This is a genomic window from Bacillus cereus group sp. MYBKT111-2 (assembly GCF_051915205.1).
Classification (GTDB): domain Bacteria; phylum Bacillota; class Bacilli; order Bacillales; family Bacillaceae_G; genus Bacillus_A; species Bacillus_A paranthracis.
The window spans coordinates 338,812-361,251 of the sequence record NZ_JBQAEG010000003.1; the positions used below are offsets into that span (position 1 = coordinate 338,812).

The following is a 22,440-nucleotide window of genomic DNA, read 5'->3' on the forward strand; positions in this document are numbered from 1 at the left end:
TTATTTCCTAACAACCGGAATCCACATTTCACCAAACACTAAACCGTTTCTTTTCCCCATCTCAACCGTCGTATTTGGCCCACCAACATAAGCAAAATCTATTGCTTCTCGTAAAGCCTGACCGAAGGCGATGCCAGTAAGCTTATTACTTAGCTCTTCAGCTGTTTTGTCTTCCCCTTTTACTACTAAGTATTCTCCCTTAGGAAATTGGATTACTCTAGATTCTTCTTCTATTTGTGCTTCTGTCATGACACCCGCATAATACATCATCTTGTTATTCACCGCTTCGCTCACAGAAAAAATGTAATCATTTGTAGCTAGAGCTTTTAAAGTATCCAGCCTTCCATCTTCTTTAACAGCTGACCAAAAGTCTTCCTTTTCTTTTTTTATTCCAACAAAATCTGTATATTCACTCTTAATTTCAGTTCCAATACCTAACACAATAAAGCTATCTTTTTCTTCAATCGTATAATTTTTCATATTCAAAACCTTCCTTCTTTTAAAATGAATCAAATGATTTATCTTTTCATCTGATGAGTTTATAATAACTTTAAATCATGTCAAAAAATGATACTGTTTAGGAGAACCAAATGAAAAAAGTTGAACGGATTAATACAATTATGCGGTATATCAACAACCGCTCCCACTTTACAATTTCAGAAATCATACGAGAATTTAACATCTCTCGATCGACAGCTATTAGGGACATTAGAGAAATAGAAGCTATGGGCATGCCACTTGTTGCTGAAGTTGGGAGGACTGGGGGATATTTTGTTATGCATAACTCTATCCTGCCCGTTGTTCGCTTTACTGATAACGAAGTGAAAGCTCTTTTTATTGCCTTTATGGCTACAAGAAATCAACAACTTCCCTATTTAAAAAGTCGTCAATCTTTAGCCGAAAAACTGTTAGGACTCATCTCAGAAACCCAGCAAGATGATATCGTTCTTTTAAATCAACTCTTGCTTTTTGAAGGGACTAATCCACATAACCCTGATCTACTTGAGCTTTCTGACCTCCCTCACCCTATGTTAGAAAAACTCATCCAAATCCTTCTTTTGGATAGACATTTATTGATTTCCATTAAAGAAGAGAAAGAAATCAAGTCTTATTCCATTTATCTATTACACCTGTATCAAGAAAAAAGTCAATGGATCATTGAAGGGTTTGACTTAAAAGAAGAAAAGAAGAGGATGTTTCCTGTCGATCATCTCATCCATATCGAACCATACACGACGAAAAAAAAGCTAAATAAGAAAAAGATTTTAGAAAAACTAAGTAAGAAGGATGAAGTGATTAACCTTATACTTGAACTTGGTCCAAAAGCAATTGCCCAGTTCAAAAAATACCACCCTTTCAAAATTTCAATATCTTATACAAATCCTTACCAATCCACAGCTATTTTAAAAACATTTATCAATGTTAACAATTCGGATGAAGTAACGGAAATAGTAAATTGGCTACTTTTCCTAGGGAAAGATATTACAATTAGGGAAATGCCTGAAGAAATACTAGAGAATTTACAAAAGCAATTGTGCTTTTACACTCCATAAACAGTGAGCCATTGTCACTGGGTAGATATCCTTTTTTTAATATCATTTTATTTACTACAGCGAGAGCACAACAAATAATAAAAGCACGGAAAATCTTCCCGTGCTTTTTCAAAGATATATATTATTTCGGAGGATTTGATTTACTTACCCTAACTGACGTTTAAATGCTTTACTAGCGAAAAAGTAAGAGATGATCATAATCCCTACGCACCAAGCGAGCGCAATCCAAATATCGTTTCCAACAGATCCTTCATATAAAAGAACACGAATCGCATTCACGATTGAAGTTACAGGCTGGTTTTCAGCAAATGCACGAACAATTTTCGGCATCGTTTCGGTAGGTACGAAGGCCGAACTAATAAATGGAAGAAAAACGAGTGGGTACGAATATGCTGTCGCCCCTTCCATAGACTTCGCTTTCAGCCCTGGAATGATAGCCAACCATGTTAGCGCTAACGTAAACATCCCTAGTATCCCAGCTACTCCAAGCCAATCTAGAATATTCGCACTGGAACGGAAACCCATTAAGAGCGCAACAAGAATAACAACTAAGATAGTAAGTACATTCGCAACAAGAGAGGTTAAAACGTGAGCCCACAATATCGATGAGCGCTTAATAGGCATCGTAATGAAACGTGCCATAAGCCCACTCTTTACATCCGTAAATAATCGTACAGAAGTGTAAGCGACACCAGATGCGATAGCCATTAGCAAAATTCCCGGCAATAAATAATTGACGTAGTTATCTGTTCCTGTTTGTATAGCCCCACCAAATACGTATACAAACAATAGCATCATCATAATCGGTGTAATCGCTACCGTAATAATTGTATCTGGACTACGCATAATATTGCGCATTAAGCGCCCAAGTAATACCCCTGTTTTGCTTTTCATTTACATCTCCTCCTTTTTGCCAATGATCGCAAGGAATATTTCTTCCAATGTAGGCTGCTTCTCGATATACTCCACTTTTGCTGGCGGGAACATCTCTTTCAGTTCAGTAAGAGTACCTGTCGTAATAATTTTTCCACCATGTAAAATAGCGATACGGTCAGCTAATTGTTCTGCTTCCTCTAAATACTGGGTTGTTAGTAAGATAGTTGTTCCTCCACCAGCAAGCTCTTTAACTGTATCCCACACTTCAATGCGCGCTTCAGGATCAAGCCCAGTCGTTGGTTCGTCAAGAAAAATAACTGCTGGCGCCCCGATCAAACTCATCGCGATATCAAGCCGGCGCTTCATCCCGCCTGAATACTGATCTGCCCTTTGGTTGGCCGCATCTGTCAGGCTAAATCTATCAAGCAAATCGTCAGCAACTTGAGCAGGATTGGAAACACCACGTAACTTGGCAATCATGATCAAGTTTTCCCTCCCGGTAAGCATGCCGTCTAAAGCTGCAAACTGTCCTGTCAAACTGATACTTTGACGAACATGATCTGGTTGGCGCTTAATATCAAATCCGCAAATACTTCCTTCACCGCTATCTTGTTTCAGTAGCGTCGAAAGGATGTTAACCGTTGTCGTCTTTCCCGCTCCATTTGAGCCTAGCAGCGCGAAAATTTCTCCACGCTGCACCTCAAAATCCACTCCCTTTAAGACTTCTTTATCTCTAAAAGCTTTTTTTAACCCTTTTACAGAAATCGCTGCATTACTCATACTTTTTCCCCCTTATAAAATTAAATTACCTGCACCCTCTATTCAGTACCACTGATAATCCGTATTACTTAGTAGTGGTTTAAAAATATAACTGAATAGCGATGGCGTTAGTTCACATTTATGACCAGCTAATCAGTCGGTATTACTTGTTGCATTTATTTTTTTCTCAATTTCTTCATAATACTTTCATTCAAATCTTCACGATATTTGGAGACATACGTTTTAGCGTTTGCCACTAGTTCGTCAGCAAAAGATGCCACATCTTCCCCAGTAATATCTAGCACTTGTCTACCTTCCGCTGCACCAGCTTCAAACAAATCGATTAATTCGTACTGAATGTGCAGCATATCCATTCCGTTGCCGGTCGAAAAATTCCACATGTAGTTTTGAATTTTCTTAAACACAAACTGATAGTCCTCTGGCAGTGCTGCAACACGTGCCATCATCATTCTATACTCTTTTTTATCACCAATTAATTTTTTGAATATTTCCAACATCTTATTTTCCTCCTTTTTTATAAAGCAGAACAAAAAACTCTCCAAATATGAGCCGAAACATTTTATATTATGAGGCTAATTTGACTTCAAGACATTAATTTTTGACGATACAAAATCCCATTTTCTCCAAAATAATTCCAGCTCCTGACGGCCAGCTTCATTTAATGAATAAAACTTACGAGGCGGCCCCATATCTGATGGTTTCTTTTCAATATTCACAAGCTTTTTCTTCTCTAATCGTACGAGGATGGTATAGACCGTTCCTTCCACGACTTCGGTAAACCCAAGATCATTCAGGTGGCGAGTAATCTCATAACCATACGTTTCACGGCGACTAATGATTTCCAGCACACACCCTTCCAATGAACCTTTCAACATTTCAGTTAAATTTTCCATGTTCTGATCCTCCTTTACCCCCTATTCTGTCTGACTTATATTCAGTATTACAGAGTACTAAGGCGAATTTTTAATGAATAGCTTTTGAGTAAAACTACACTATTCAGTATTACTTATTACAACTACATTGTATGACTAAGTAGCGATACATGTCAACTAATTTTCAAATTTTTTCTAAAATCCGCTATTACCTATCGTTTAGTGAAAATTTTTTACGAAATAACACTACTCAGTATCACCTATTACAACTACATTGTATGACTGAGTAGCTGTAAATGTCAACTCGATTTTTATATTTTTCTAAAATCAACTATTACCCACCCCGCTAAGAAAAGAAAATACCCCAAAACAATAATTCTACATTTTTGTTTTGGGGCGCTATAAGCTAGCTCTTCTTCTAAATAAAACAATTCATCCTCTTGTTACGATAACATCATATCCATATCTTCTGCTGCAGTTGTAATTAATTTCAAACCGAATGTTTCTTGTAATACATCAAGCACGCCAGCTGAAATAAATTCAGGCGCCTTTGGACCGATGCGAATATCTTGAATTCCAAGACTAAATAGCCCAAGCAAAATAGCAACCGCTTTTTGTTCAAACCAAGATAAGACAATGCTTACTGGCAATTCATTCACTTCGCATTGGAAAGCATCAGCTAAAGCAGCCGCTATTTTCACTGTAGAAATGGAATTATTACATTGTCCTAAGTCGATGTAGCGCGGAATCTCGGTACCAGGTACAACGCCGTAATCCACATCATTGAAGCGGAACTTTCCGCAAGAAGTTGTTAAAATCACTGTTTCAGGCGGAAGTGACGTTGCTAATTCACGATAATATTCCCCGCCTTTTCCTGGTGCATCACAACCTGCGATGACAAAGAAACGCTTAATCTTTCCTTCTTTTACTGCCTCAATAATTTCTGGAGCTAATGATAAGACTGTATTATGATGAAACCCTGTTACTAACTGTTCATCCGACTCCATATGTACTTCTGGAAGTTCTAGCGCTTTTTGAATCAATGGTGCAAAATTATCATTTTCAATTTTTTGTACACCCTCTAAGCCGGCAATATCATATGAAAAGAATCGATCAGAGTATGATCCTTTAATTGGCATAACACAGTTCGTTGTCGCTAATATGGCACCTGTAAATTTTTCAAAAAGGCGTCTTTGATCATACCATGCCTTACCGATGTTTCCTTTTAAATGTTTATATTTTTTCAGCTGCGGATACCCGTGTGCTGGTAACATTTCCGAATGCGTATAAATATTAATTTCTTTTCCTTCTGTTTGTTTTAATAATTCTTCTAACGCAAATAAATTATGGCCTGTAACTACAATAGCTTTACCTTCTACACGGTTTTGTGTAATTTGAACAGGCTCTGGAACACCAAAATGATTCGTATGTGCCTCATCTAGCAACTCCATTACTCGTAAAGCCGATTTCCCAACTTTCATAGCCATATCAATATGTTCTTGTTCATTAAAATTAGAATTTGTTAATGTCATATACAGCGCTTCTTGCGTTGTAGCATCTACAAAAGCATCCGTATACCCTAGCTGAGCAGCATGCGTACGATAAGCCGCAATTCCTTTTAACCCAAACACAATCGTATCTTGTAAACTCGCAATCGTTTCATTCTTGCCACAAACACCCATTACTTTACATCCGCCTGTTGGTGTTTGTTCACATTGATAACAAAACATATCATCCCACCCTCTCCCAATCATTAATTACACCCTAAGCATAATATCCATTGAAAAAAAGTGATGTGATATCAATCACAATAATATATAAAGATTTGTGACAGTTCATATTGTTGACATAATATTTTTACTGTCTTCTGATTTCGATACTTGCGCATAATATATCAGTGCGTTTTTATGAAATACAAATATCATATCGATCTAATATTTAACAAAATTTCCCTTTCTGATGGTACAATTAAAATTATGGAGGGATAATATGGTATATATGATGTTTTATTACGGAATACTGTTTCTTATACTTGGTATTGCAGTATTTCTATTTATTATGGCTGGGTCACGAAAAATTAGGAATAAAAATCTTTCATTCGTATTGATCGGTTTAGGGATAAATATACTTGCAAGTCCAGTGGCACTTTTTATAGGGGGGATGGCAACAGATTCTCCATATAGTACTGCACTTGATTTTTGGAAAGGATTTTTCTTTATTCAAGGAATACCTCTTTTCTTACTACTTATAGCTTTCGTTTGGTGGTTTATTTGCCCGCCAAAAGTAACAGTTCAAACGAGTATTGAAAAAGAACTTGAACAAGATAGTAAAAGCACTAAGAAAAAAAGGAAAAGAATCCGTCCAATTACTGCCTTACGTATTGTAATTTCGATTATTTTAGTAGTAGGCTGTTTGTCTTACATTTTGTATTTACAGGACATTACACTAGAAAAAAGTCATTCTCCAAATAATAAAAATACGATTAAAGTAGTGAAAATAGATTCAGACTCTTCTCATGGTTCCTCTCCTGTCAGAATTAAATACGGCTTATGGGAACATTTTGACATAAGTATTGCAAATGAGGGAGAACGCCTCGATTCCTCAAACGTTTTCGTAGATTGGAAAAACGATTATGAAGCAACAATAACACTACGAGGAAAAGAATCCGTACCTGAAGTTGTGGAATTTAACATATCAAATAAATCCAATGGTCCTATTTTTAAGAAGGTACAAAAAGTGGTCAGTTCCTTTACCTTTCAAAAAAGTGAATCTCCAAATTTAATAAATATTATCGAGCTTAGAGAAACAATAAAATCAAAAGGACCAAGTCCCAGTTCAACTGTAAGAATCTATTATGGGAAAAGAGGTAGCATTTTAGAAAAATATAAAGAGGTCACTCTTAAGGAAATGTATACGACAGATAACTTTAATATCAATTGGAGAAACGATGAACAAGTACAGGTAGAAGTATTAGAGGAAAATGTAGTAACAGCTACCATCGTGATCGATTTGTCAAAATGAATTTATTTTTCACATGTTATAACTGTGTTCTATCTGGCACACGAGAGATACATAGCATTTATAAATGAATAGATTTACAGACATGATGAACCACCCCTTTCTTTACAATACATTTACATTACCTTAACATTGTTTACATTATTTATATGATATATTTATATAGAATCTACTTAATAAATTTCATGTACATTGTTATCTTTATAATCTCTGATTTAATTGATAAGAGATTATGTTATATTTTTTATACCAGGGGTGAATGAGGATGACTGAAACTTTAAAAACACTTATTATGCTTGATGCTACTTACGTTGTTATCGCAATTATGACGATACTGGTATTTGTATACTTGGAATTAAAATCTCAGTAACGTATGCGGACTTCGCATTTAAATATAGTTAGAAGAAAGCGAGGAGAAAATTGTTTCTCCTCGCTTTTTTTATTTCAACAAATCCAATGTATGTAAAAGTAATCCTCTATCCCCTACTTCTCCATGACCAGGCACTACTAAATTTATATTTCCATATCGCTTCAGCACATTTTCAATCGATGTGGACCATTCATTTACATAAGCATCAGTAATATTTCCTAAATCTTTCGCGGACGCAGACTTCACTAAACAGCCTCCAGCTAAAATTTGATATTGTGGCAACCAAACAACAATATTATCTTCTGTATGTCCCTTCCCTGGATAAAATGTTTCTACTTTCATATTTCCAAACTTCAAATTTGTAACGCTTTGTAAGTCTCCAAGTGGTTCTTCATATCCATTTTTCTTTGCTAATTCCGCAGTTAACGCTGTACTATGCGCTTTAATGCCTCTTTCTTTCAATGTTTTCATTCCACCAATTCGATCAGCGTGTGCATGTGTAATAATGACATCTGTTACGCGCTTCTTAAATTTCTTTTCTACCATCTCTATTAATTCTTTCGTTAACTTATCATCCCAAGAAGAATCGACAAGTACTAACCCTTTAGAAGTATTAAGGACTAAACCGTTCGAAGGAACTGCTTCTCCGCTAAAATAACCTAACTCCGTATGAACCCAAACATTTTTGTTTAACTGAGAAATTGAAATAGTTCCTGTCTCATTTTTTATTACTTTATGCTCTACCGTTCGTTCTGCTTGTACAGAAGAAATTGTACTAACAAATGGAGTTATTCCTAGTAAACTAACACATACCCCTAATTTTAATAATGTATTTTTCATTTTCTCCACCCTTTCTTTCAAACGAAATATTTATTACCTATATTAGACAATTCATCTTCAGTGCTTGTTCCATCTTTTCTTACATATTTTTCATACCATGAATAAAAAGCGCACAAAATTTTGTGCGCTTTTTAACTTCCCTTTTACCATTCACGTTTTTTATTAATCATCATTTTTTCTTCAAATGCCTTCTCCAAATCAATTTCTAACTTGTTTGCTAAATCACATATATTCCAAATGACATCAAACATTTCTAAACCGATTTCTCTTTTGGCATCTTGAATTTTATCACGCTTTAATATAACTTCCGCTAATTCACCTAATTCCGCCATCGCATACATCGTACGCTCTTCAATTGTTGTATCTTGAAATCCTTTTTCTTTACTGAAATTTAATACATATCTCTGAAATTCCACAATATTCATACTTCATCTCTCCTTGTCACAAATACTTTATTTTTCTATTACACTTAAAACTGATTTTTTGTTAATTTATAACATTCATACTATAATTTATTTATAACCCTTTAACGGAGGTGTTTTCAATGACTCTCTTCGCTTCCCCATCATTATTCATACTAGCAATTATTTCATTTGCACTAGCCTATTTCATCGGAGTTAAACAATACACTTGGCTCTTATCAGGATTCAATGAACGCCGTGTACCAGAAAAAGATAAGTTATCAAAAATAGTTGGTCTTTATAATTTAACTGCTGGTGTTATTGCCACAATTGGTAGCGTCTTCCTTACTCCTAATGTAAAAATCTTATTTCCTATCATTATAATTGGACACTTTATAATCGCTGCTTATGTAAATACACGCATGGTGCAGTGAAAAAAGATCACCCACACGGATGATCTTTTTATAATTTATCAACATATTGCTTCGCTTCTAGTAAAGAAAAACCAAAAGCTTCTCTTACTCTCTTAACTGCTGTAACTGTTTTTCCTTCTTCCATAAGCTGGCGTAACTCTTTATTAATTTCAGGTTCTCTATCTACAATTCCCATTTCTTTCGTAATTAGCTGTAATCTATCTTCCACCCTCTTTAAACGCGCATCCGTTTTCTTTTCAATTTTATTTAATTTTTCAACGATATAAATAAACCCAAAGACAGCTATCGGTATGATCATCCAAAACTCCATGATTATTCCTCCTCACTAGCTTTCATTTGTTTTATTTCACTAACTTATGTAAATTTTACCACGAAACACATTTAATGTATAATAGTAATATACAACACTGTTGATAAACCTTTTATTTTAGGGGGACACTTTATGAAAAGATTTTTTAAGACGTTACTACAATTTGTAGTTCTTTCAATTGCACTACATGTATTATTTGATATCGTTGGCTGGCTTGTTTTCAAGGCACCAATTCAAAACAAACAAATCATTATTTCATTAATTACAGCCTCATGGCTTATGTACATGTACCGCGATAAATTTTTTAAAACATTCACTTCAAATTAACGAAAAAACTTCATCGATAAAAGATGAAGTTTTTTCGTTTTCTCCCCATTTACTACTGTATAATAGAACTAACATTCTGTCTTTTTAAGAAAGGAGTCACTATGAACTTAAAAAGTAAAAATATATACGAGAAAATGAACCAATATTCCGTTGCAGGTTTAAGTCTTGCCGTTATACGCGACGGCAAACTAGATGAAACAGCTGCTTTCGGAACACTTGAATCTGGAACAACTAGAACTGTTACTACAGATTCCATATTCAATTCTTGTTCTATTAGCAAATTTATCACCACAATTCTCGTACTAACATTATCCGATCAGAAAATCGTACATTTAGATGAAGACGTAAATGATAGACTCACATCTTGGAACATCCCTACTAATCTATTTACTTCACAGAAAAAAGTCACATTGCGAAACTTGTTAAGTCACCAATCTGGAATCATTGACCCACCTAATAGTTTTGAACATTATACACTTGCACATGGGCAACCAAGCATGTCTAAACTCCTTGCCGGTAAAACACCATATTGCTCCGTACCGATAGAAGTAACTTATAAACCAGAAAGCGAATTTCACTACTCGGATGCAAACTTTTGTATAATCGAAATACTACTTGAAGATATAACTGGAAAGCCATTCAACCTTTTACTAGAAGAATATATATTTCAACCACTGCAAATGGAGAATAGTACAATCTTCTCTCCTGAAGACATAGATAAAACCGATGCTTTTGCTTGCGGACATAATAAAGATGGCACCGTTACAAATGAGAAGTATCCATTTTATCCATTCGCAGCTTCTTCAGGTATTTGGACAACACCAACTGACTTATCAGCTTTAGTTATTGAAATCATTCATTCCTTACAAGGAAAGGGTAAACTAAAACTTTCTCAAAAAACAGTACAAGATATGATTTCTCCTCAAGGTTGCTCAAAATGGACGGGACTAGGTGTTTTTCTGGATGATTCAAATGAAGACTTACAAATATATTCACTCGGATGGGGCGTGGGATTTCAATGTATGCTAGTATGCTATCCATACCGAGGTAAGGGTACTATTATAATGACGAACGCAGACTTAGGTGTTCATCAAATGGAAGGGATTATTGGTGAGATTTTAAAAACGTTATCCTTATAATGAAAAAGAAAGAAGCTGTTCCTTTCAGCTTCTTTCTTATATAACATTTTTCGCAACAATTTTTATATGTTCTGGTGCAATAATCTCCGTTATACTTTCTTGGAAATCTTCCTGCAACATTTCTTCAATATGTTCTAGCTGCACTTCAACATGTGTGCATTCTAAATTATGTATATTTAAAAGTGCATAATGATCTTTTTTCTTTATTACTAAATATTGATTTTCTTCTGTTACAAGTACAGAACCTAATCGTACTCCTAGTAGGCGTTGATCATCAAACTTCACAGCCATCCCCCCTTACTTTATATGTAATAAAATAACATTTTATGTAATCTATTCTTTATAAACTATATCATAATTTATTAAAATATAAATATCATATTTCTTTTTACTAAAAACCCCCTATTCTTTTATATATTTCGATACAAAAAACTTTCTCAACACGAAATTAGAATTTTCAGTTTTTATTCTTATGAAAATCAATTATAATAAAGTCAATAAATGTTTGACCTCTCCTAATTCATGTACATATGGATGATCAGTAGTCGCTGCTACTGATCTATTTTTTTGATTTCAGAAAGTAAATACGCCGCATCCTTTCCTACACCACAAATAAGTGCAGAACCTCTTTGAGACTGCCATGGCAAGCCGATATAATATAATCCTCTTACTGGACTTATTCCTTTTACATGATTAGGCAATCCATTCTCATCCACTGCCTTTTCTATTTCAATCCAGTTATAGTTCTGAATAAAGCCTGTTGACCATATAATGCTTTCTGCACTATATGTTTCACCGTTCTGAAACATAATGTTATTTTCTGATGCACTTACTACTTTTTCTTGTAGTTGTATTGATCCATTACGAATGAGTTCCTTACCTTCAAATCCAAAAATGGGATCCTTTCTCTTTTGAAACCATTTCCCCCTCTTTGTATTTACTTCGGCGTACAATAAACCCAATTTTTCTAACCAATTGAAAATACTTTTTCTAAAAAGATGTAACGGTAAATACGTTAAAGGATGACTAATAGACAGTGTAACTTCATGAGTTTTTGCCAGTTCTACTGCAATTTGCATTCCTGAATTCCCGCCACCTACTACGAGTACTTTCTCCTTAGGAATTTGTGATGGTGATTTATATTGTGATGAATGTATTTGAAAAACATGTGATGATAGATTTGCTGAAACTGAGGGAATAAACGGTTGCTGAAAACCACCTGTTGCGATAATAACTTTTTTCGTTTGTAAAATTTCTGTAGGGGTATGTAATTCGAATATATCTCTTTCTTTCTTTATTTTAAAAACTTTAGTTTGCAATTGGATCGGTAATTGAAAATGTCTTGCATATTCTTCTAAATACGTTGCAATTTCATCTTTATATGGAAATTCATTTTTTTCATCTATTAACGCCATACCTGGTAAACCACTGTAAGGCCGCGGAGTAAAAAGCTGTAAAGAATCATATCGATTTCTCCATGAATCACCAACTCGGTTTCCTGCCTCAAGTAATAAAAAATTATACCCTTCTTGTTTCAAGTAATATCCCATTGTTAATCCAGCTTGACCCGCTCCAATAATAATTAGATCTTTCATTCTAATCCCTCCTCTTCTCAAATATATGAATACTTGTTCATATATTCATACGTTTCCATAATCATAACATTTTATTTTTATATAATTCAATATGTACTCAAAATAAAAAAGAGCAGTTTACCATAAAGTAAGCTCCCCTTCATTCTATCTTCCCAGTCTTTATCGCCTGTGCCCAATCATGCCTTTCATGTTAAGTAGCTAACCGAGCAGCTTCTTCCCAATTATACGGAACTGAAATTTGTTCAATTATCCATTCTCCCAAAACCTCTTCTATCACTACATATTTTGCATGCGGAGTTCCTGATTCCATTTTATGCATAACAGGTAACTCATCTTTGTATGCTGGAAGTCCTACACTCCCCGGATTTATAACGATTTTTTCGTTTGCTAAATATACAACTCTAGGAATGTGCGTATGACCGCATACTATTATTTTTTGCTCAATATTTTGGAGTTGATCCATTATATTTTTTTCATTCTTTAATATCGCACCATTCTCATCCATCTCCTCTAGTAAATACACCTCATCTGAAGTTGGTGTACCATGACAGCATAACATATCGTCTACAATAAATTGTGCAGAATGTTGTTTTAACCAATCTATATGATTTTTTGTTAATTGGTTTTGGACAAAAGTTAGTGTAGCAGACTGCTGTTGTATAGGTTCCCAGAGCATGCGGTCACAATTGCCCTTAATATGTATCATCTCGGTATTCATTAATAATTCAATTGTCCCTAAAGGATCTAACGGCCCATACACACTATCTCCTAAATTTATTATCATTTCGACCTTGCGACGTTCCAAATCTTTTAATACTGCTTGTAAAGCGTGACTATTTCCATGAACATCTGAAATGATTGCTATTTTCATCTAAACCCCCACTTTACTATATTATTTATAAACATCTGCCGCCAATTCTCTCAAAACATCCACATTCACTACTTCAAAGCATCCATTGTTTTTCTTTATAATCTCTTTATCACAAAAAATATTTAATGTACGTAATAGATGCCGATAACTCGTTCCTAACAATTCAGCTGTTTCTGTTAAATTCCCACTAAATACAATTCGATTTCCGTGCTGCACCGCTCGTTCCCCTGCTGCTAACATGTAACTCGCAAGTCTGTTTTCAAGTGGATATAGTAAATTAATGGTACTATTTTTTGAAAGTCGGTTTAATTTATGTGCTAACGATCCACAAATACATCGTAAAAATTTCGCATCATGAAATAGTTGATTTCTCACTTTTCCTAAAGGCAAACCAACACAATATGAATCTGCCATTACTTGTACGTTTGAAGCAGTCTTTTGAGAATGAATTAACTCCACATCTCCTAACAGCTGCAAACTATCATAAAAACATAATAATACAGATTTCCCGTTACTTAATGTATTAAACGCTTTTGCTTTTCCTTCAACGAAGAAAAACAAATAATCTATCTCTTCATTTTCTCTACAAATAAACTCATTCTTTTTAAAAAATATAAGTTCCATATACGGTTTCATATCATTACTAAAAAAGGAGTCAATGTTATTTTGTTTCATATACTCTGCTAATTTAATTGAATTACATATTTTCTTCATAGTCCCCCACCTTTACAACTCATCCCCATTGTAATCAAAATTTTCTTCCTCCACTATGACATATGTCATAGTAATACACAATTTCAGCATGATACAGTCATTACAAATATGAAATACAAAGGGGATATTACATTGTATAACTTTCTTTCTGTCTTTATTGGCGTGCTTATCGCCGTTATGCTTCCATTGAATGGGATTTTATCTGAGTTAATTGGCAAGTATACAGCAAGTGTTGTCATTCACTTTGTCGGTTTAATTGCAGTTATTTTCGTTTTAATCATAAACAAACATAAAATCCATTTTGATAAAAGTATTTCACTTTTTTTATATAGCGCTGGAGCGATTGGAGTATTCACTGTTCTTTTTAACAATATAAGCTTCTCCGTCCTTGGTGCCTCTATTACGATCGCATTAAGTTTACTCGGTCAATCCATTGCTTCCATCGTTATTGATCATTTCGGTTTATTAGGAATGAAAGTTGCAAAGTTTGAAAAGAAAAAACTAATTGGATTATGTTTCATCTCTTCTGGAATTATAATCATGACAATTTATTAATGGGGGCAAGAAAATGTTATATGTTACGATCGCTATTTTAGCTGGTGTTTCTATCGTCGTTGCTAGAATTATTAACGCGAATTTAGCAAAGAAAATTGGGAATTGGGAAGGCACATTTTTTAATTATATTACTGGCTTATTTTTCTCTATGTTATTTTTAATGTTCAGTTCAGATTCAATGTATATTCCAATGCATACGTTACAATCCATACCTATCGCTGTATATTTAGGCGGATTAGTAGGCGTTATCGTTATTTCATTATCGAACTATATCACTCCTAAAATATCAGCATTTTATTTAACGTTACTCATCTTTATCGGACAGTTATTTGCAGGGACTATCATTGATTTCTTCCTGACAAATGAACTCTCAACTGGAAAGATTATCGGCGGTGTTTTCGTATTAATTGGGCTTACTTACAATTTACTCGTTGATCGCCCTCTTAAAACTGTTAAGAATAGCCACGTTCAACTATAATACTTTACGCTTACCTATCATATATTAATAGAAAAGCTCTTTATACGAAGTAATAGAGAGGAGAATATTCTATTAAGAAAATTATTTTACTGCTTTGTAGCACATTGATTATTTGTGGGATCATATGGTTTATAAACTCTGGAAAATCTATTCAAGATCTCTATACAGCAAATAAGCCCAAGAAAAAAGCTACTATTATTTCCACTCAAAGGGATCCAAATGAGCCCCCTGTCTTTTTAGGAAAACAGGAAATAAAAGATATACATGTCGAATCCATTAAAACAAAAAAGGATCTCTTCCTCACAAAAACAGATGAATTAAAAACGTTTATTAATAGTATGGATACCGCAAAAAAAGGAAAATTAACATTAGATGAAGAAGGATCAGATTTAATAGATTGTGATATGTGGATTACTTTCGAAGATGGAACTTATAAAAAATATTTCATATGGGTAGTTGATCATCACAATAACGAAGTGATGATTGCTCAGCAAGATACTCCTGATGATGTAAACCTAACGTACTATCAACTAAATGAAGATAGTTCCAAAAAAGTTTATAACTTATTAAAAAAAATTATTTAAACGAAAAAGTCATGAGCACGTGAGCTCATGACTTTTTGCACTATACATATTCAGGAAACACTTTACAACCCTTTTCCTGTTCTATATCATGTCCAAAGAAAATAATTGGTTTCTCTTTTGTCACAACTTCTTTTAAACGTTTAATTGAAGATAAAGCTAATTCCGAATCAAATCCCGCAAACGGCACTTCACCTTCAAAATTCTCTTTCGTATAAGATGCATCAATCGTTAATAGTACAGGACCGTTTTTTTCCGTCTCAATTAATAATGACTGATGTCCTGGAGAATGTCCTGGTGTATACAATAACCGAACACCAGGTACCACTTCATAATCACCTTCAATAATTTTGCAGTTTAAATTTGGAAGATATGCTATTGTTTTTCCACTGTAATATTTCCGTTATGTGTATTTAATTTAATTACATTTTCTCCTTTTCCAATAACGGTATTTCCATTATATTTATCAAGGATATTCGCTCTACCATTATCAACAGCAACATTAAATTGAACATTAGTTGGTTCTTTTTCCGTTTCAATATTAATTTTTCCATTGTGAGTCGTAAAATTGAGATTTCGATCCAGTTCATTCGTTTTCAGAGTAAGACTTCCATTTTTAGTTTGCCCCTCTATTTCACCTTCAACATGGTCTAGCATTATTCGTCCGTTGTTCGATTTCACATGAATATTTTGTGCCAATACATCTTTGAAATCCATAATTCCATTGTTTGTTTCCGCGATAATTTTTGGCGAATTGATTTCTCTTAATTCAACACGTCCATTGCTTGTATTGATATTAAAATTTGTTGCGTTTAGTTTTTTAGCAGAAACATAGCCGTTATTATTGGAAACTTTTAATGATTCATATTGTTTTTCAGGTAGATACACATTTAATGTTAATGGCGCCAACACTTCAGAAATATTAAAGTTGAACCAACTCTGTTGTTTTTCTTTATAAGAAATAAGAAGCGTTGAATCTTTCTCATCCGTAGCTAATGTTCTTTTTACGTTTGGATTAACCTCACCATCTAATTTTACTTTCACGTTACTACCTGTTGTAGGGTTGATGTTAACACGAACATTATTCGTATCGATAATGACGCTTGACACATTATTATTAATGACCTTTTCTTCTGAAATTGGTACCCCAGCAATTGAACGATAAGTGAATAAACTTCCGATAATACCAATAATGAAAATAATACCTGCAATGATTGAGAAACTCTTCTTATTTATCATGCTTCAAACCACCTTTTACTAGTGCTATATTGAACTTTAAATAACGAACAAATCCTTTCGTTGCTAACTTCGTTAAAAATAACATAGCAATAACAATGAAATATCCAAGTCCACAAAGTGCTAAAGAAACGAAAAGATTAAATAACAAGAATGTATTTGGATGTATAATCGTATCAACTAAAACAAGTAATGGTGCACCTAAAAATGAGATACCTAGAACCCAACCTGAAAAAATCAATGCCGCTAATGTAATTGCAGGTGCAAGTACGATTAACAAATTGAAAAAACCTAATCCAATTACTGCCCAAATTGCACGAAAAACATTTCCTGTTGTTGCACTTGTTGTTACTTTCTCAATATGATAATCTGCTAATAACTCTTTGGCGATTTGAGCTGGAGAACCTAATGAAGCTACAATTTCTTCTTCCCTTTTCCCTTCCTCTAATCCGAAAGTAAAATGTTCTTCATAATCTTTTAAAATATCTGCACGCTCTTTTTCAGATAATCTTTTTAGAGATGCATTTAATTGTTGTAAAAATTCATTTTTCGTCATTACTTACACCTTCTTTTATTAATTGATTGACACCTTGTGAGAACTCATTCCATTCCCTCAAAAGTTGGTACAAATACGTTCTACCTTTATCCGTCAGCGTATAATACTTCCTTGAAGGACCTTCTGAAGACTCCTGTAAATACGTTGTAAAATATTCTTCTTTAGTTAATCTACGCAGTAGAGGATAAACAGACCCTTCTGATATTTCAATTCGATTGGAAATACTTCGAACTAATTCATACCCATAACGGTCTTGCTTATCAAGTAAGACAAGAACACAAAGTTCTAAAACTCCTTTTTTAAATTGTACATTCAATATTCATTCACCCTATTCTAATTGATGTTCACTACTATTTATTATTCAGTACTGTTTTATAATAAGTAACCGCAAGTATAATATAACACTCGGTATTGTTCATTGCAAGGTACACTGGAAAAATAAGTATAACTTTCATCCAACGCCTATAAAATCAAAACGATGGCGGATCCTCTCCAGTTACACGGTACTACATGATGCTGAAACAGGCCTTTTACAAAATAGAAGGGACTTAACTTTTTTACATAATGACACTCCACCTACTATAATAAAAGAGTAAATGACTCTTACTTTAATGGAGGGAATACAAATGAAAGCAATTGGTTTACATGAATACTTACCTATTGAAGAAGAAAACAGTTTAATTGATATGGAAGTTGAAAGACCTGTTGCTACAGGAAGAGATATACTCGTTAAAATTAACGCTATTTCCGTTAATCCAGTTGATACAAAAGTTCGCTCTCCGAAAGATAAAAAAGAAGAAGTAGTGAAAATACTTGGCTGGGATGCGAGTGGTGTTGTTGTACAAACTGGCGAAAGTTGTACGTTATTTAAAGAAGGCGATGAAGTATTTTACGCTGGAAGCATTACGAGACAAGGTACATATAGTGAATACCACCTCGTTGATGAAAGAATCGTTGGTAAAAAACCAAAAACGTTAAGTGATGCTGAATCTGCAGCACTTCCGTTAACAGCTATTACAGCTTGGGAAGGTTTATTCGAACGTTTAGGTATTGATTATAATAAGAAAGATACGAACTCCTTTAAAAACATTTTAATTATAGGCGGTGCTGGTGGTGTAGGTTCAATTGCCATTCAACTTGCGAAATGGGCCGGACTAAATGTTATTACAACTGCATCCCGCAATGAAACGATACACTGGGTTGAAAAATTCGGTGCCGATTATATCATTAACCATCACCAACCTTTACAAGAACAAATATTAGAGTTTGGGCTAAAAGATGTAGATTATATTTTCTGCCTAAACAATACAGATCAACATTGGCAAGCAATATGTGACCTCATTAAACCACAAGGAAAAATTTGCTCTATCGTAGAAAATGAATACCCTCTTGAGATGGGCATTTTAAAAAGTAAAAGTGCTACACTCGTTTGGGAATTTATGTTTACAAAAGCGATGTATGAAACTGGAGACATGATTACGCAACACGAACTATTAAATAAAGTAAGCGAACTACTAGATGAAGGCATTTTAAAGACTACTTTAAATGAAACATTCACACCAATTAACGCTGAAAATGTAAAAAAAGCACATGCCCTGCTTGAAAGCGGAAGTACAATTGGGAAAATCGTTTTAGAGAAGTTTTAATAGTAAAAAGTCCGATTTCTAAATAAGAAATCGGACTTTTTATTATCTTTATTTACTTGAAATCTCTTGATCATTTTGAACGTCTAACGGAGTTCGCTTTCCTATTCCGAAAGCATAGAAACTAATTGTAACGATAGCTAAGAAAATGATACCTACAACTAGTGAAATGCGCGTATCATCGTTAAACCACATTCCGATTAATACCATAATTAAAAAGGCAATTGTTAAATAGTTTGTAACAGGAGCAAACGGCATTTTGAACGGATGATCTTTCATCTCTGCTCCCTTTTCTTTTCTAAAATTAATTTGGCTAATTAAAATGACAAACCATGGTACCATACCAGGAAGTACACTCGCACTATATACATATACGAATAAGTTTTTTGGTGCAATATAACTTAGAACTACACCGACCGCTAAACCGATAATTACGCCAACTGTACCAAATAAAGGTACACCATTTCCAGAAAGTTTCGTGAAATATTTCGGTGCTTGTCCATTTACACCTAACGTATATAGCATACGACCAGCACTATAAATACCACTATTACAACCAGACATTGCTGCTGTAATAACAACAAAGTTAATTAATCCCGCAGCAGCCGTAATACCAACTTTCGCAAAAGTTGCTACGAATGGACTTCCAATTGTACTTAATTGATCCCACGGATACACAGTTACAATAACGAAAATCGCACCGATGTAGAAAATTAAAATACGCCAAATTGTACTTTGAATCGCTCTTGTAAGTGTCTTCTTCGGATCCTTCGCTTCACCAGCAGTAATACCGATTAATTCCACACCTTGATACGCTCCAACTACAAGTGATAATGCAAAGAAGAATCCAGAAAAACCACCTGTAAAGAAACCGCCATTTGACCAAAGATTCGATATGCCAATCGCTTCTCCACCGTTACCAATTCCAAAGAAAATAAGTCCAAATCCCGCAATAATCATTAATAGAATCGTAACGATCTTAATCATCGCAAACCAAAATTCAAATTCACCAAATGACTTAACAGAAATTAAGTTAGCTGCGCCAAGAATAACCATTGCGATTACACCTGGTATCCAAGCTGGTAAATCAGGGAACCAATATTGCATATACGCTCCAACTGCGATAATCTCTGACATCCCAACGATAACCCACTGGAACCAGTTACTCCACGCTGTCATATAACCAGCTAGCGGATGAATATACTTATGACCGAATGTTGCAAATGAACCTGTACTTGGCTCCATATACAACATTTCTCCCATGGCACGCATGATGAAAAAGATAAAAATACCTGCAATTGCATACGCAAGCATAACTGACGGACCTGTCCATTTAATTGTGCTGGCTGACCCCATAAACAAACCAACACCAATTGTTCCGCCTAAAGCAATCATTTGAATATGACGTGCTTCTAAACCTCTTTTCAATTCTTTGTTTGCCACTTCACTTCCCCCTCTTAGATGATTCATAGCCGCATTTTAAAACAAGATGCTTTCCCCTAATTCCTTTCGGCCCTGAAAATGATGAAGCAAACGTCATTTTACACTAGCTTTAAAGCTATCCTAAAATCGTTTTTATTGCTTCTTATAAAATTCTCAAAACCTTTCATCTTCCAATATTCTATAAATCTTAAAATTACTTACCTTATATTAATTCATTAATCTGAAAAATTCAATTATTTTTTCAATAAATTAATATGCATAATTACGTTTAAATTTTAACTGAATTAACAATAAAATACATCTATTCAATATGATTCCGGTATGTATATTATTACAATATAAATAACCGAGGAGAGCATTTTTTCCCCGGTTTCACATCTCATGTACTTCAATCGTTATAGTTGATAACGTAATTTCCCACGCATCCAATTCATATACCAACCAGAAATTTAATATATTAATAAACTACTAACTTTTTTAATCTAATTTTGAGGCAGGAATCTTCCTGCCTCAAAACAGCGGGATAAAATATAAAAGAGTCTCATTTTTAATGAGACCCTTTTACCATTACATATTTAAATCATTTTTGAAGTTTGTTTACCCAAAACAAACACTTTAGTAAACACCATCATGATAACGACTATAGCTAGAAAATAAAGTGGCATCACTATTAATGAGCCTGTATGAAGCTCGCTCATTCCCAAAATTATCATTGTTACTACTATATAGTACCCTAGGCTAAACAATGCGCCCGCTGTACCAATGACATCTTGAAAATCTACTAATGCTAAACTTAAACAGTTAGGTAACGCCACCCCAATTCCTAATAGCAATATAAACATCGCTACTAAAAATACAACCATATATATTACATTCGGATTTGATCCAACAAACGTAATAACAGATAAAAGGATAGCTCCTCCTGTCATTACGAGACAACCGATATATATAATTTTCTCTGGTTTATAAGTAGCAAGTAAACGTTTCGAAACTTTCGCTCCAACAATAGAAGCAGACGCTACAACAATCCCTAAAAATCCATACATACTAGGCGATAATTGAAAGTATTCAATAAAGATAAACGGTGCTTCTGCATAATAGCTAAATAAAACACCATTTGCTCCTCCAATTAATAGCCCATACGTTACTACTTTCGAATTTGTAATTAACCTCTTCAAGACTGAAAACACATTTATTTTATTCGTTACTGATCCCGTCTTTGTTTCGGGAAGAGAAACAAACGTATACAGAAAAATTCCGACACTCATAACTACTAAACTTAAAAATACTATTTTAAATCCAAACATTTGATCAAGAAAGCCACCAATTAACGGTCCTATCGCTGGTGTAAAAGCAATAACTGCCGAAATTTGAGCAAACATAACGTGGCGCTTATGCCCCTCTACACTTTCACGTAGAATCGTTTGTGTCACAACTGATCCTGCACTTGCTCCAAACGCTTGAATAAAACGACTTAGCAATAAAACTTCAATGGAATTTGCAATAAAGCATAAGAAACTACCCGCGCCATATACGACAATTCCAAGTAACATCGCCCGGCGACGGCCAATTATATCTGATAACCATCCAATAAAAAATACACCTAAAGCAAATCCAGCAAAATACACACTAAGCGTTAACTGTACCTCATTATTACTTACATGTAACGCCTTTGAAATGTCCGGTAAAGACGGTGTGTAAATCGTTTCACTAATTTGCGGAAATGCGACAAGAATAATCATTAACAACAGTGATGGTACTGAGACTTTTTTCATTTTTCATACCCTCCTATAACTTTGAAAATCTCAGAAATAAAAAGACTTTCTTTAGCTACGGAACAGGAGGGGC

The 22,440-nt window shown here is 34.3% G+C and carries 27 protein-coding genes and 1 pseudogene; 9 read left to right on the forward strand and 19 right to left on the reverse strand.

The features are described 5' to 3' along the window. On the reverse strand, window positions 1–480 hold the full coding sequence (locus ACTFNE_RS10515; RefSeq protein WP_046198356.1) for a GyrI-like domain-containing protein: 480 nt from the start codon (window positions 478–480) through the stop codon (window positions 1–3). Between the two features lie 110 nt (window positions 481–590). Between ACTFNE_RS10515 and ACTFNE_RS10520 the strand changes: the two genes are divergently transcribed. Beyond that, window positions 591–1,553 carry a helix-turn-helix transcriptional regulator gene (locus ACTFNE_RS10520; protein WP_046198355.1) on the forward strand — a complete coding sequence of 321 codons (963 nt, stop codon included), beginning with the start codon at window positions 591–593 and terminating at the stop codon, window positions 1,551–1,553. A gap of 144 nt (window positions 1,554–1,697) precedes the next feature. On the opposite strand, the gene ACTFNE_RS10525 is transcribed toward ACTFNE_RS10520, so the two are convergent. The 5 genes from ACTFNE_RS10525 to hcp all read right to left on the reverse strand — a co-directional run bounded on the left by ACTFNE_RS10525 (window position 1,698) and on the right by hcp (window position 5,811). Then, window positions 1,698–2,447, reverse strand: a complete 750-nt coding sequence (locus ACTFNE_RS10525) for an ABC transporter permease (protein ID WP_046198354.1) — start codon at window positions 2,445–2,447, stop codon at window positions 1,698–1,700. Continuing rightward, window positions 2,448–3,209, reverse strand: a complete 762-nt coding sequence (locus ACTFNE_RS10530) for an ABC transporter ATP-binding protein (RefSeq protein WP_000063321.1) — start codon at window positions 3,207–3,209, stop codon at window positions 2,448–2,450. A gap of 155 nt (window positions 3,210–3,364) precedes the next feature. Next, window positions 3,365–3,706 (reverse strand): DUF1048 domain-containing protein, encoded by a 342-nt coding sequence (locus tag ACTFNE_RS10535; protein WP_000889650.1) that lies wholly within the window; start codon window positions 3,704–3,706, stop codon window positions 3,365–3,367. Window positions 3,707–3,781: 75 nt separating this feature from the next. After that, a complete protein-coding gene (locus ACTFNE_RS10540; protein ID WP_000429484.1) occupies window positions 3,782–4,102 on the reverse strand; it encodes a PadR family transcriptional regulator in 321 nt (106 codons plus the stop codon). Between the two features lie 422 nt (window positions 4,103–4,524). Beyond that, a complete protein-coding gene (gene hcp, locus ACTFNE_RS10545; protein WP_046198471.1) occupies window positions 4,525–5,811 on the reverse strand; it encodes a hydroxylamine reductase in 1,287 nt (428 codons plus the stop codon). Window positions 5,812–6,070: 259 nt separating this feature from the next. Here hcp and ACTFNE_RS10550 point away from each other — a divergent pair, with 259 nt between their 5' ends. Further along, complete coding sequence (locus ACTFNE_RS10550; protein ID WP_046198353.1) at window positions 6,071–7,102, forward strand: hypothetical protein; 1,032 nt, start codon at window positions 6,071–6,073, stop codon at window positions 7,100–7,102. A 436-nt stretch (window positions 7,103–7,538) separates the two neighbouring features. Here ACTFNE_RS10550 and bla2 read toward each other — a convergent pair whose 3' ends face one another. Further along, on the reverse strand, window positions 7,539–8,309 hold the full coding sequence (gene bla2 / locus ACTFNE_RS10555) for a BcII family subclass B1 metallo-beta-lactamase (RefSeq protein ID WP_071727081.1): 771 nt from the start codon (window positions 8,307–8,309) through the stop codon (window positions 7,539–7,541). Between the two features lie 143 nt (window positions 8,310–8,452). Beyond that, complete coding sequence (locus ACTFNE_RS10560) at window positions 8,453–8,734, reverse strand: MazG nucleotide pyrophosphohydrolase domain-containing protein (protein WP_046198351.1); 282 nt, start codon at window positions 8,732–8,734, stop codon at window positions 8,453–8,455. 119 nt (window positions 8,735–8,853) lie between these two features. On the opposite strand from ACTFNE_RS10560, the gene ACTFNE_RS10565 reads away from it, so the two are divergent. Beyond that, the gene (locus ACTFNE_RS10565; protein ID WP_000171761.1) at window positions 8,854–9,144 is read left to right on the forward strand and encodes a DUF3784 domain-containing protein; all 291 of its coding nucleotides are present in this window, start codon (window positions 8,854–8,856) and stop codon (window positions 9,142–9,144) included. A gap of 28 nt (window positions 9,145–9,172) precedes the next feature. Here the strand turns inward: ACTFNE_RS10565 and ACTFNE_RS10570 are convergent, their stop codons facing one another. Further along, window positions 9,173–9,454: a hypothetical protein gene (locus ACTFNE_RS10570; protein WP_046198350.1), complete on the reverse strand. Its 282-nt coding sequence runs from the start codon at window positions 9,452–9,454 to the stop codon at window positions 9,173–9,175. Between the two features lie 132 nt (window positions 9,455–9,586). Here ACTFNE_RS10570 and ACTFNE_RS10575 point away from each other — a divergent pair, with 132 nt between their 5' ends. Then, a complete protein-coding gene (locus ACTFNE_RS10575) occupies window positions 9,587–9,781 on the forward strand; it encodes a hypothetical protein (RefSeq protein WP_046198349.1) in 195 nt (64 codons plus the stop codon). A gap of 101 nt (window positions 9,782–9,882) precedes the next feature. Next, window positions 9,883–10,920: a serine hydrolase domain-containing protein gene (locus ACTFNE_RS10580; protein ID WP_046198348.1), complete on the forward strand. Its 1,038-nt coding sequence runs from the start codon at window positions 9,883–9,885 to the stop codon at window positions 10,918–10,920. Between the two features lie 36 nt (window positions 10,921–10,956). On the opposite strand, the gene ACTFNE_RS10585 is transcribed toward ACTFNE_RS10580, so the two are convergent. The 4 genes from ACTFNE_RS10585 to yeiL all read right to left on the reverse strand — a co-directional run bounded on the left by ACTFNE_RS10585 (window position 10,957) and on the right by yeiL (window position 14,100). After that, complete coding sequence (locus ACTFNE_RS10585; protein WP_000666946.1) at window positions 10,957–11,205, reverse strand: hypothetical protein; 249 nt, start codon at window positions 11,203–11,205, stop codon at window positions 10,957–10,959. 266 nt (window positions 11,206–11,471) lie between these two features. Further along, window positions 11,472–12,515 (reverse strand): flavin-containing monooxygenase, encoded by a 1,044-nt coding sequence (locus ACTFNE_RS10590; RefSeq protein ID WP_046198347.1) that lies wholly within the window; start codon window positions 12,513–12,515, stop codon window positions 11,472–11,474. Between the two features lie 190 nt (window positions 12,516–12,705). Beyond that, entirely contained in the window at window positions 12,706–13,386 is a 681-nt protein-coding gene (locus tag ACTFNE_RS10595; RefSeq protein ID WP_270705060.1) for a metallophosphoesterase family protein, read from the reverse strand. Between the two features lie 21 nt (window positions 13,387–13,407). Beyond that, window positions 13,408–14,100: a transcriptional regulator YeiL gene (gene yeiL / locus ACTFNE_RS10600; protein ID WP_061677641.1), complete on the reverse strand. Its 693-nt coding sequence runs from the start codon at window positions 14,098–14,100 to the stop codon at window positions 13,408–13,410. 108 nt (window positions 14,101–14,208) lie between these two features. Here yeiL and ACTFNE_RS10605 point away from each other — a divergent pair, with 108 nt between their 5' ends. The 3 genes from ACTFNE_RS10605 (at window position 14,209) to ACTFNE_RS10615 (ending at window position 15,717) form a co-directional block, all read left to right on the forward strand. Further along, window positions 14,209–14,655 carry a DMT family transporter gene (locus ACTFNE_RS10605; RefSeq protein WP_061130361.1) on the forward strand — a complete coding sequence of 149 codons (447 nt, stop codon included), beginning with the start codon at window positions 14,209–14,211 and terminating at the stop codon, window positions 14,653–14,655. Between the two features lie 13 nt (window positions 14,656–14,668). Further along, window positions 14,669–15,133 (forward strand): DMT family transporter, encoded by a 465-nt coding sequence (locus ACTFNE_RS10610; RefSeq protein ID WP_270705059.1) that lies wholly within the window; start codon window positions 14,669–14,671, stop codon window positions 15,131–15,133. An 89-nt stretch (window positions 15,134–15,222) separates the two neighbouring features. Continuing rightward, the gene (locus ACTFNE_RS10615; protein ID WP_033670754.1) at window positions 15,223–15,717 is read left to right on the forward strand and encodes a hypothetical protein; all 495 of its coding nucleotides are present in this window, start codon (window positions 15,223–15,225) and stop codon (window positions 15,715–15,717) included. Window positions 15,718–15,757: 40 nt separating this feature from the next. On the opposite strand, the pseudogene ACTFNE_RS10620 reads toward ACTFNE_RS10615, so the two are convergent. The 4 genes and pseudogenes from ACTFNE_RS10620 to ACTFNE_RS10635 all read right to left on the reverse strand — a co-directional run. Beyond that, a pseudogene (locus ACTFNE_RS10620) lies at window positions 15,758–16,084 on the reverse strand (MBL fold metallo-hydrolase); the annotation flags it as partial. A 5-nt stretch (window positions 16,085–16,089) separates the two neighbouring features. Then, complete coding sequence (locus ACTFNE_RS10625) at window positions 16,090–16,953, reverse strand: DUF4097 family beta strand repeat-containing protein (RefSeq protein WP_000608746.1); 864 nt, start codon at window positions 16,951–16,953, stop codon at window positions 16,090–16,092. Further along, a complete protein-coding gene (locus ACTFNE_RS10630; RefSeq protein ID WP_000164531.1) occupies window positions 16,943–17,506 on the reverse strand; it encodes an HAAS signaling domain-containing protein in 564 nt (187 codons plus the stop codon). The genes ACTFNE_RS10625 and ACTFNE_RS10630 overlap by 11 nt, the downstream gene beginning before the upstream one ends. Continuing rightward, on the reverse strand, window positions 17,493–17,822 hold the full coding sequence (locus ACTFNE_RS10635) for a PadR family transcriptional regulator (RefSeq protein ID WP_001102641.1): 330 nt from the start codon (window positions 17,820–17,822) through the stop codon (window positions 17,493–17,495). Before ACTFNE_RS10635 ends, ACTFNE_RS10630 begins: the two co-directional genes overlap by 14 nt. A gap of 310 nt (window positions 17,823–18,132) precedes the next feature. On the opposite strand from ACTFNE_RS10635, the gene ACTFNE_RS10640 reads away from it, so the two are divergent. Beyond that, window positions 18,133–19,152 (forward strand): zinc-binding alcohol dehydrogenase family protein, encoded by a 1,020-nt coding sequence (locus ACTFNE_RS10640; RefSeq protein WP_270705057.1) that lies wholly within the window; start codon window positions 18,133–18,135, stop codon window positions 19,150–19,152. A gap of 48 nt (window positions 19,153–19,200) precedes the next feature. Here ACTFNE_RS10640 and ACTFNE_RS10645 read toward each other — a convergent pair whose 3' ends face one another. Together ACTFNE_RS10645 and ACTFNE_RS10650 are read right to left on the reverse strand one after the other, a co-directional pair. After that, window positions 19,201–20,592, reverse strand: coding sequence for an amino acid permease (locus ACTFNE_RS10645; RefSeq protein WP_001284419.1), 1,392 nt, complete (start codon window positions 20,590–20,592; stop codon window positions 19,201–19,203). 575 nt (window positions 20,593–21,167) lie between these two features. Next, entirely contained in the window at window positions 21,168–22,367 is a 1,200-nt protein-coding gene (locus tag ACTFNE_RS10650; protein WP_270705055.1) for a multidrug effflux MFS transporter, read from the reverse strand. Window positions 22,368–22,440: the final 73 nt, after the last annotated feature.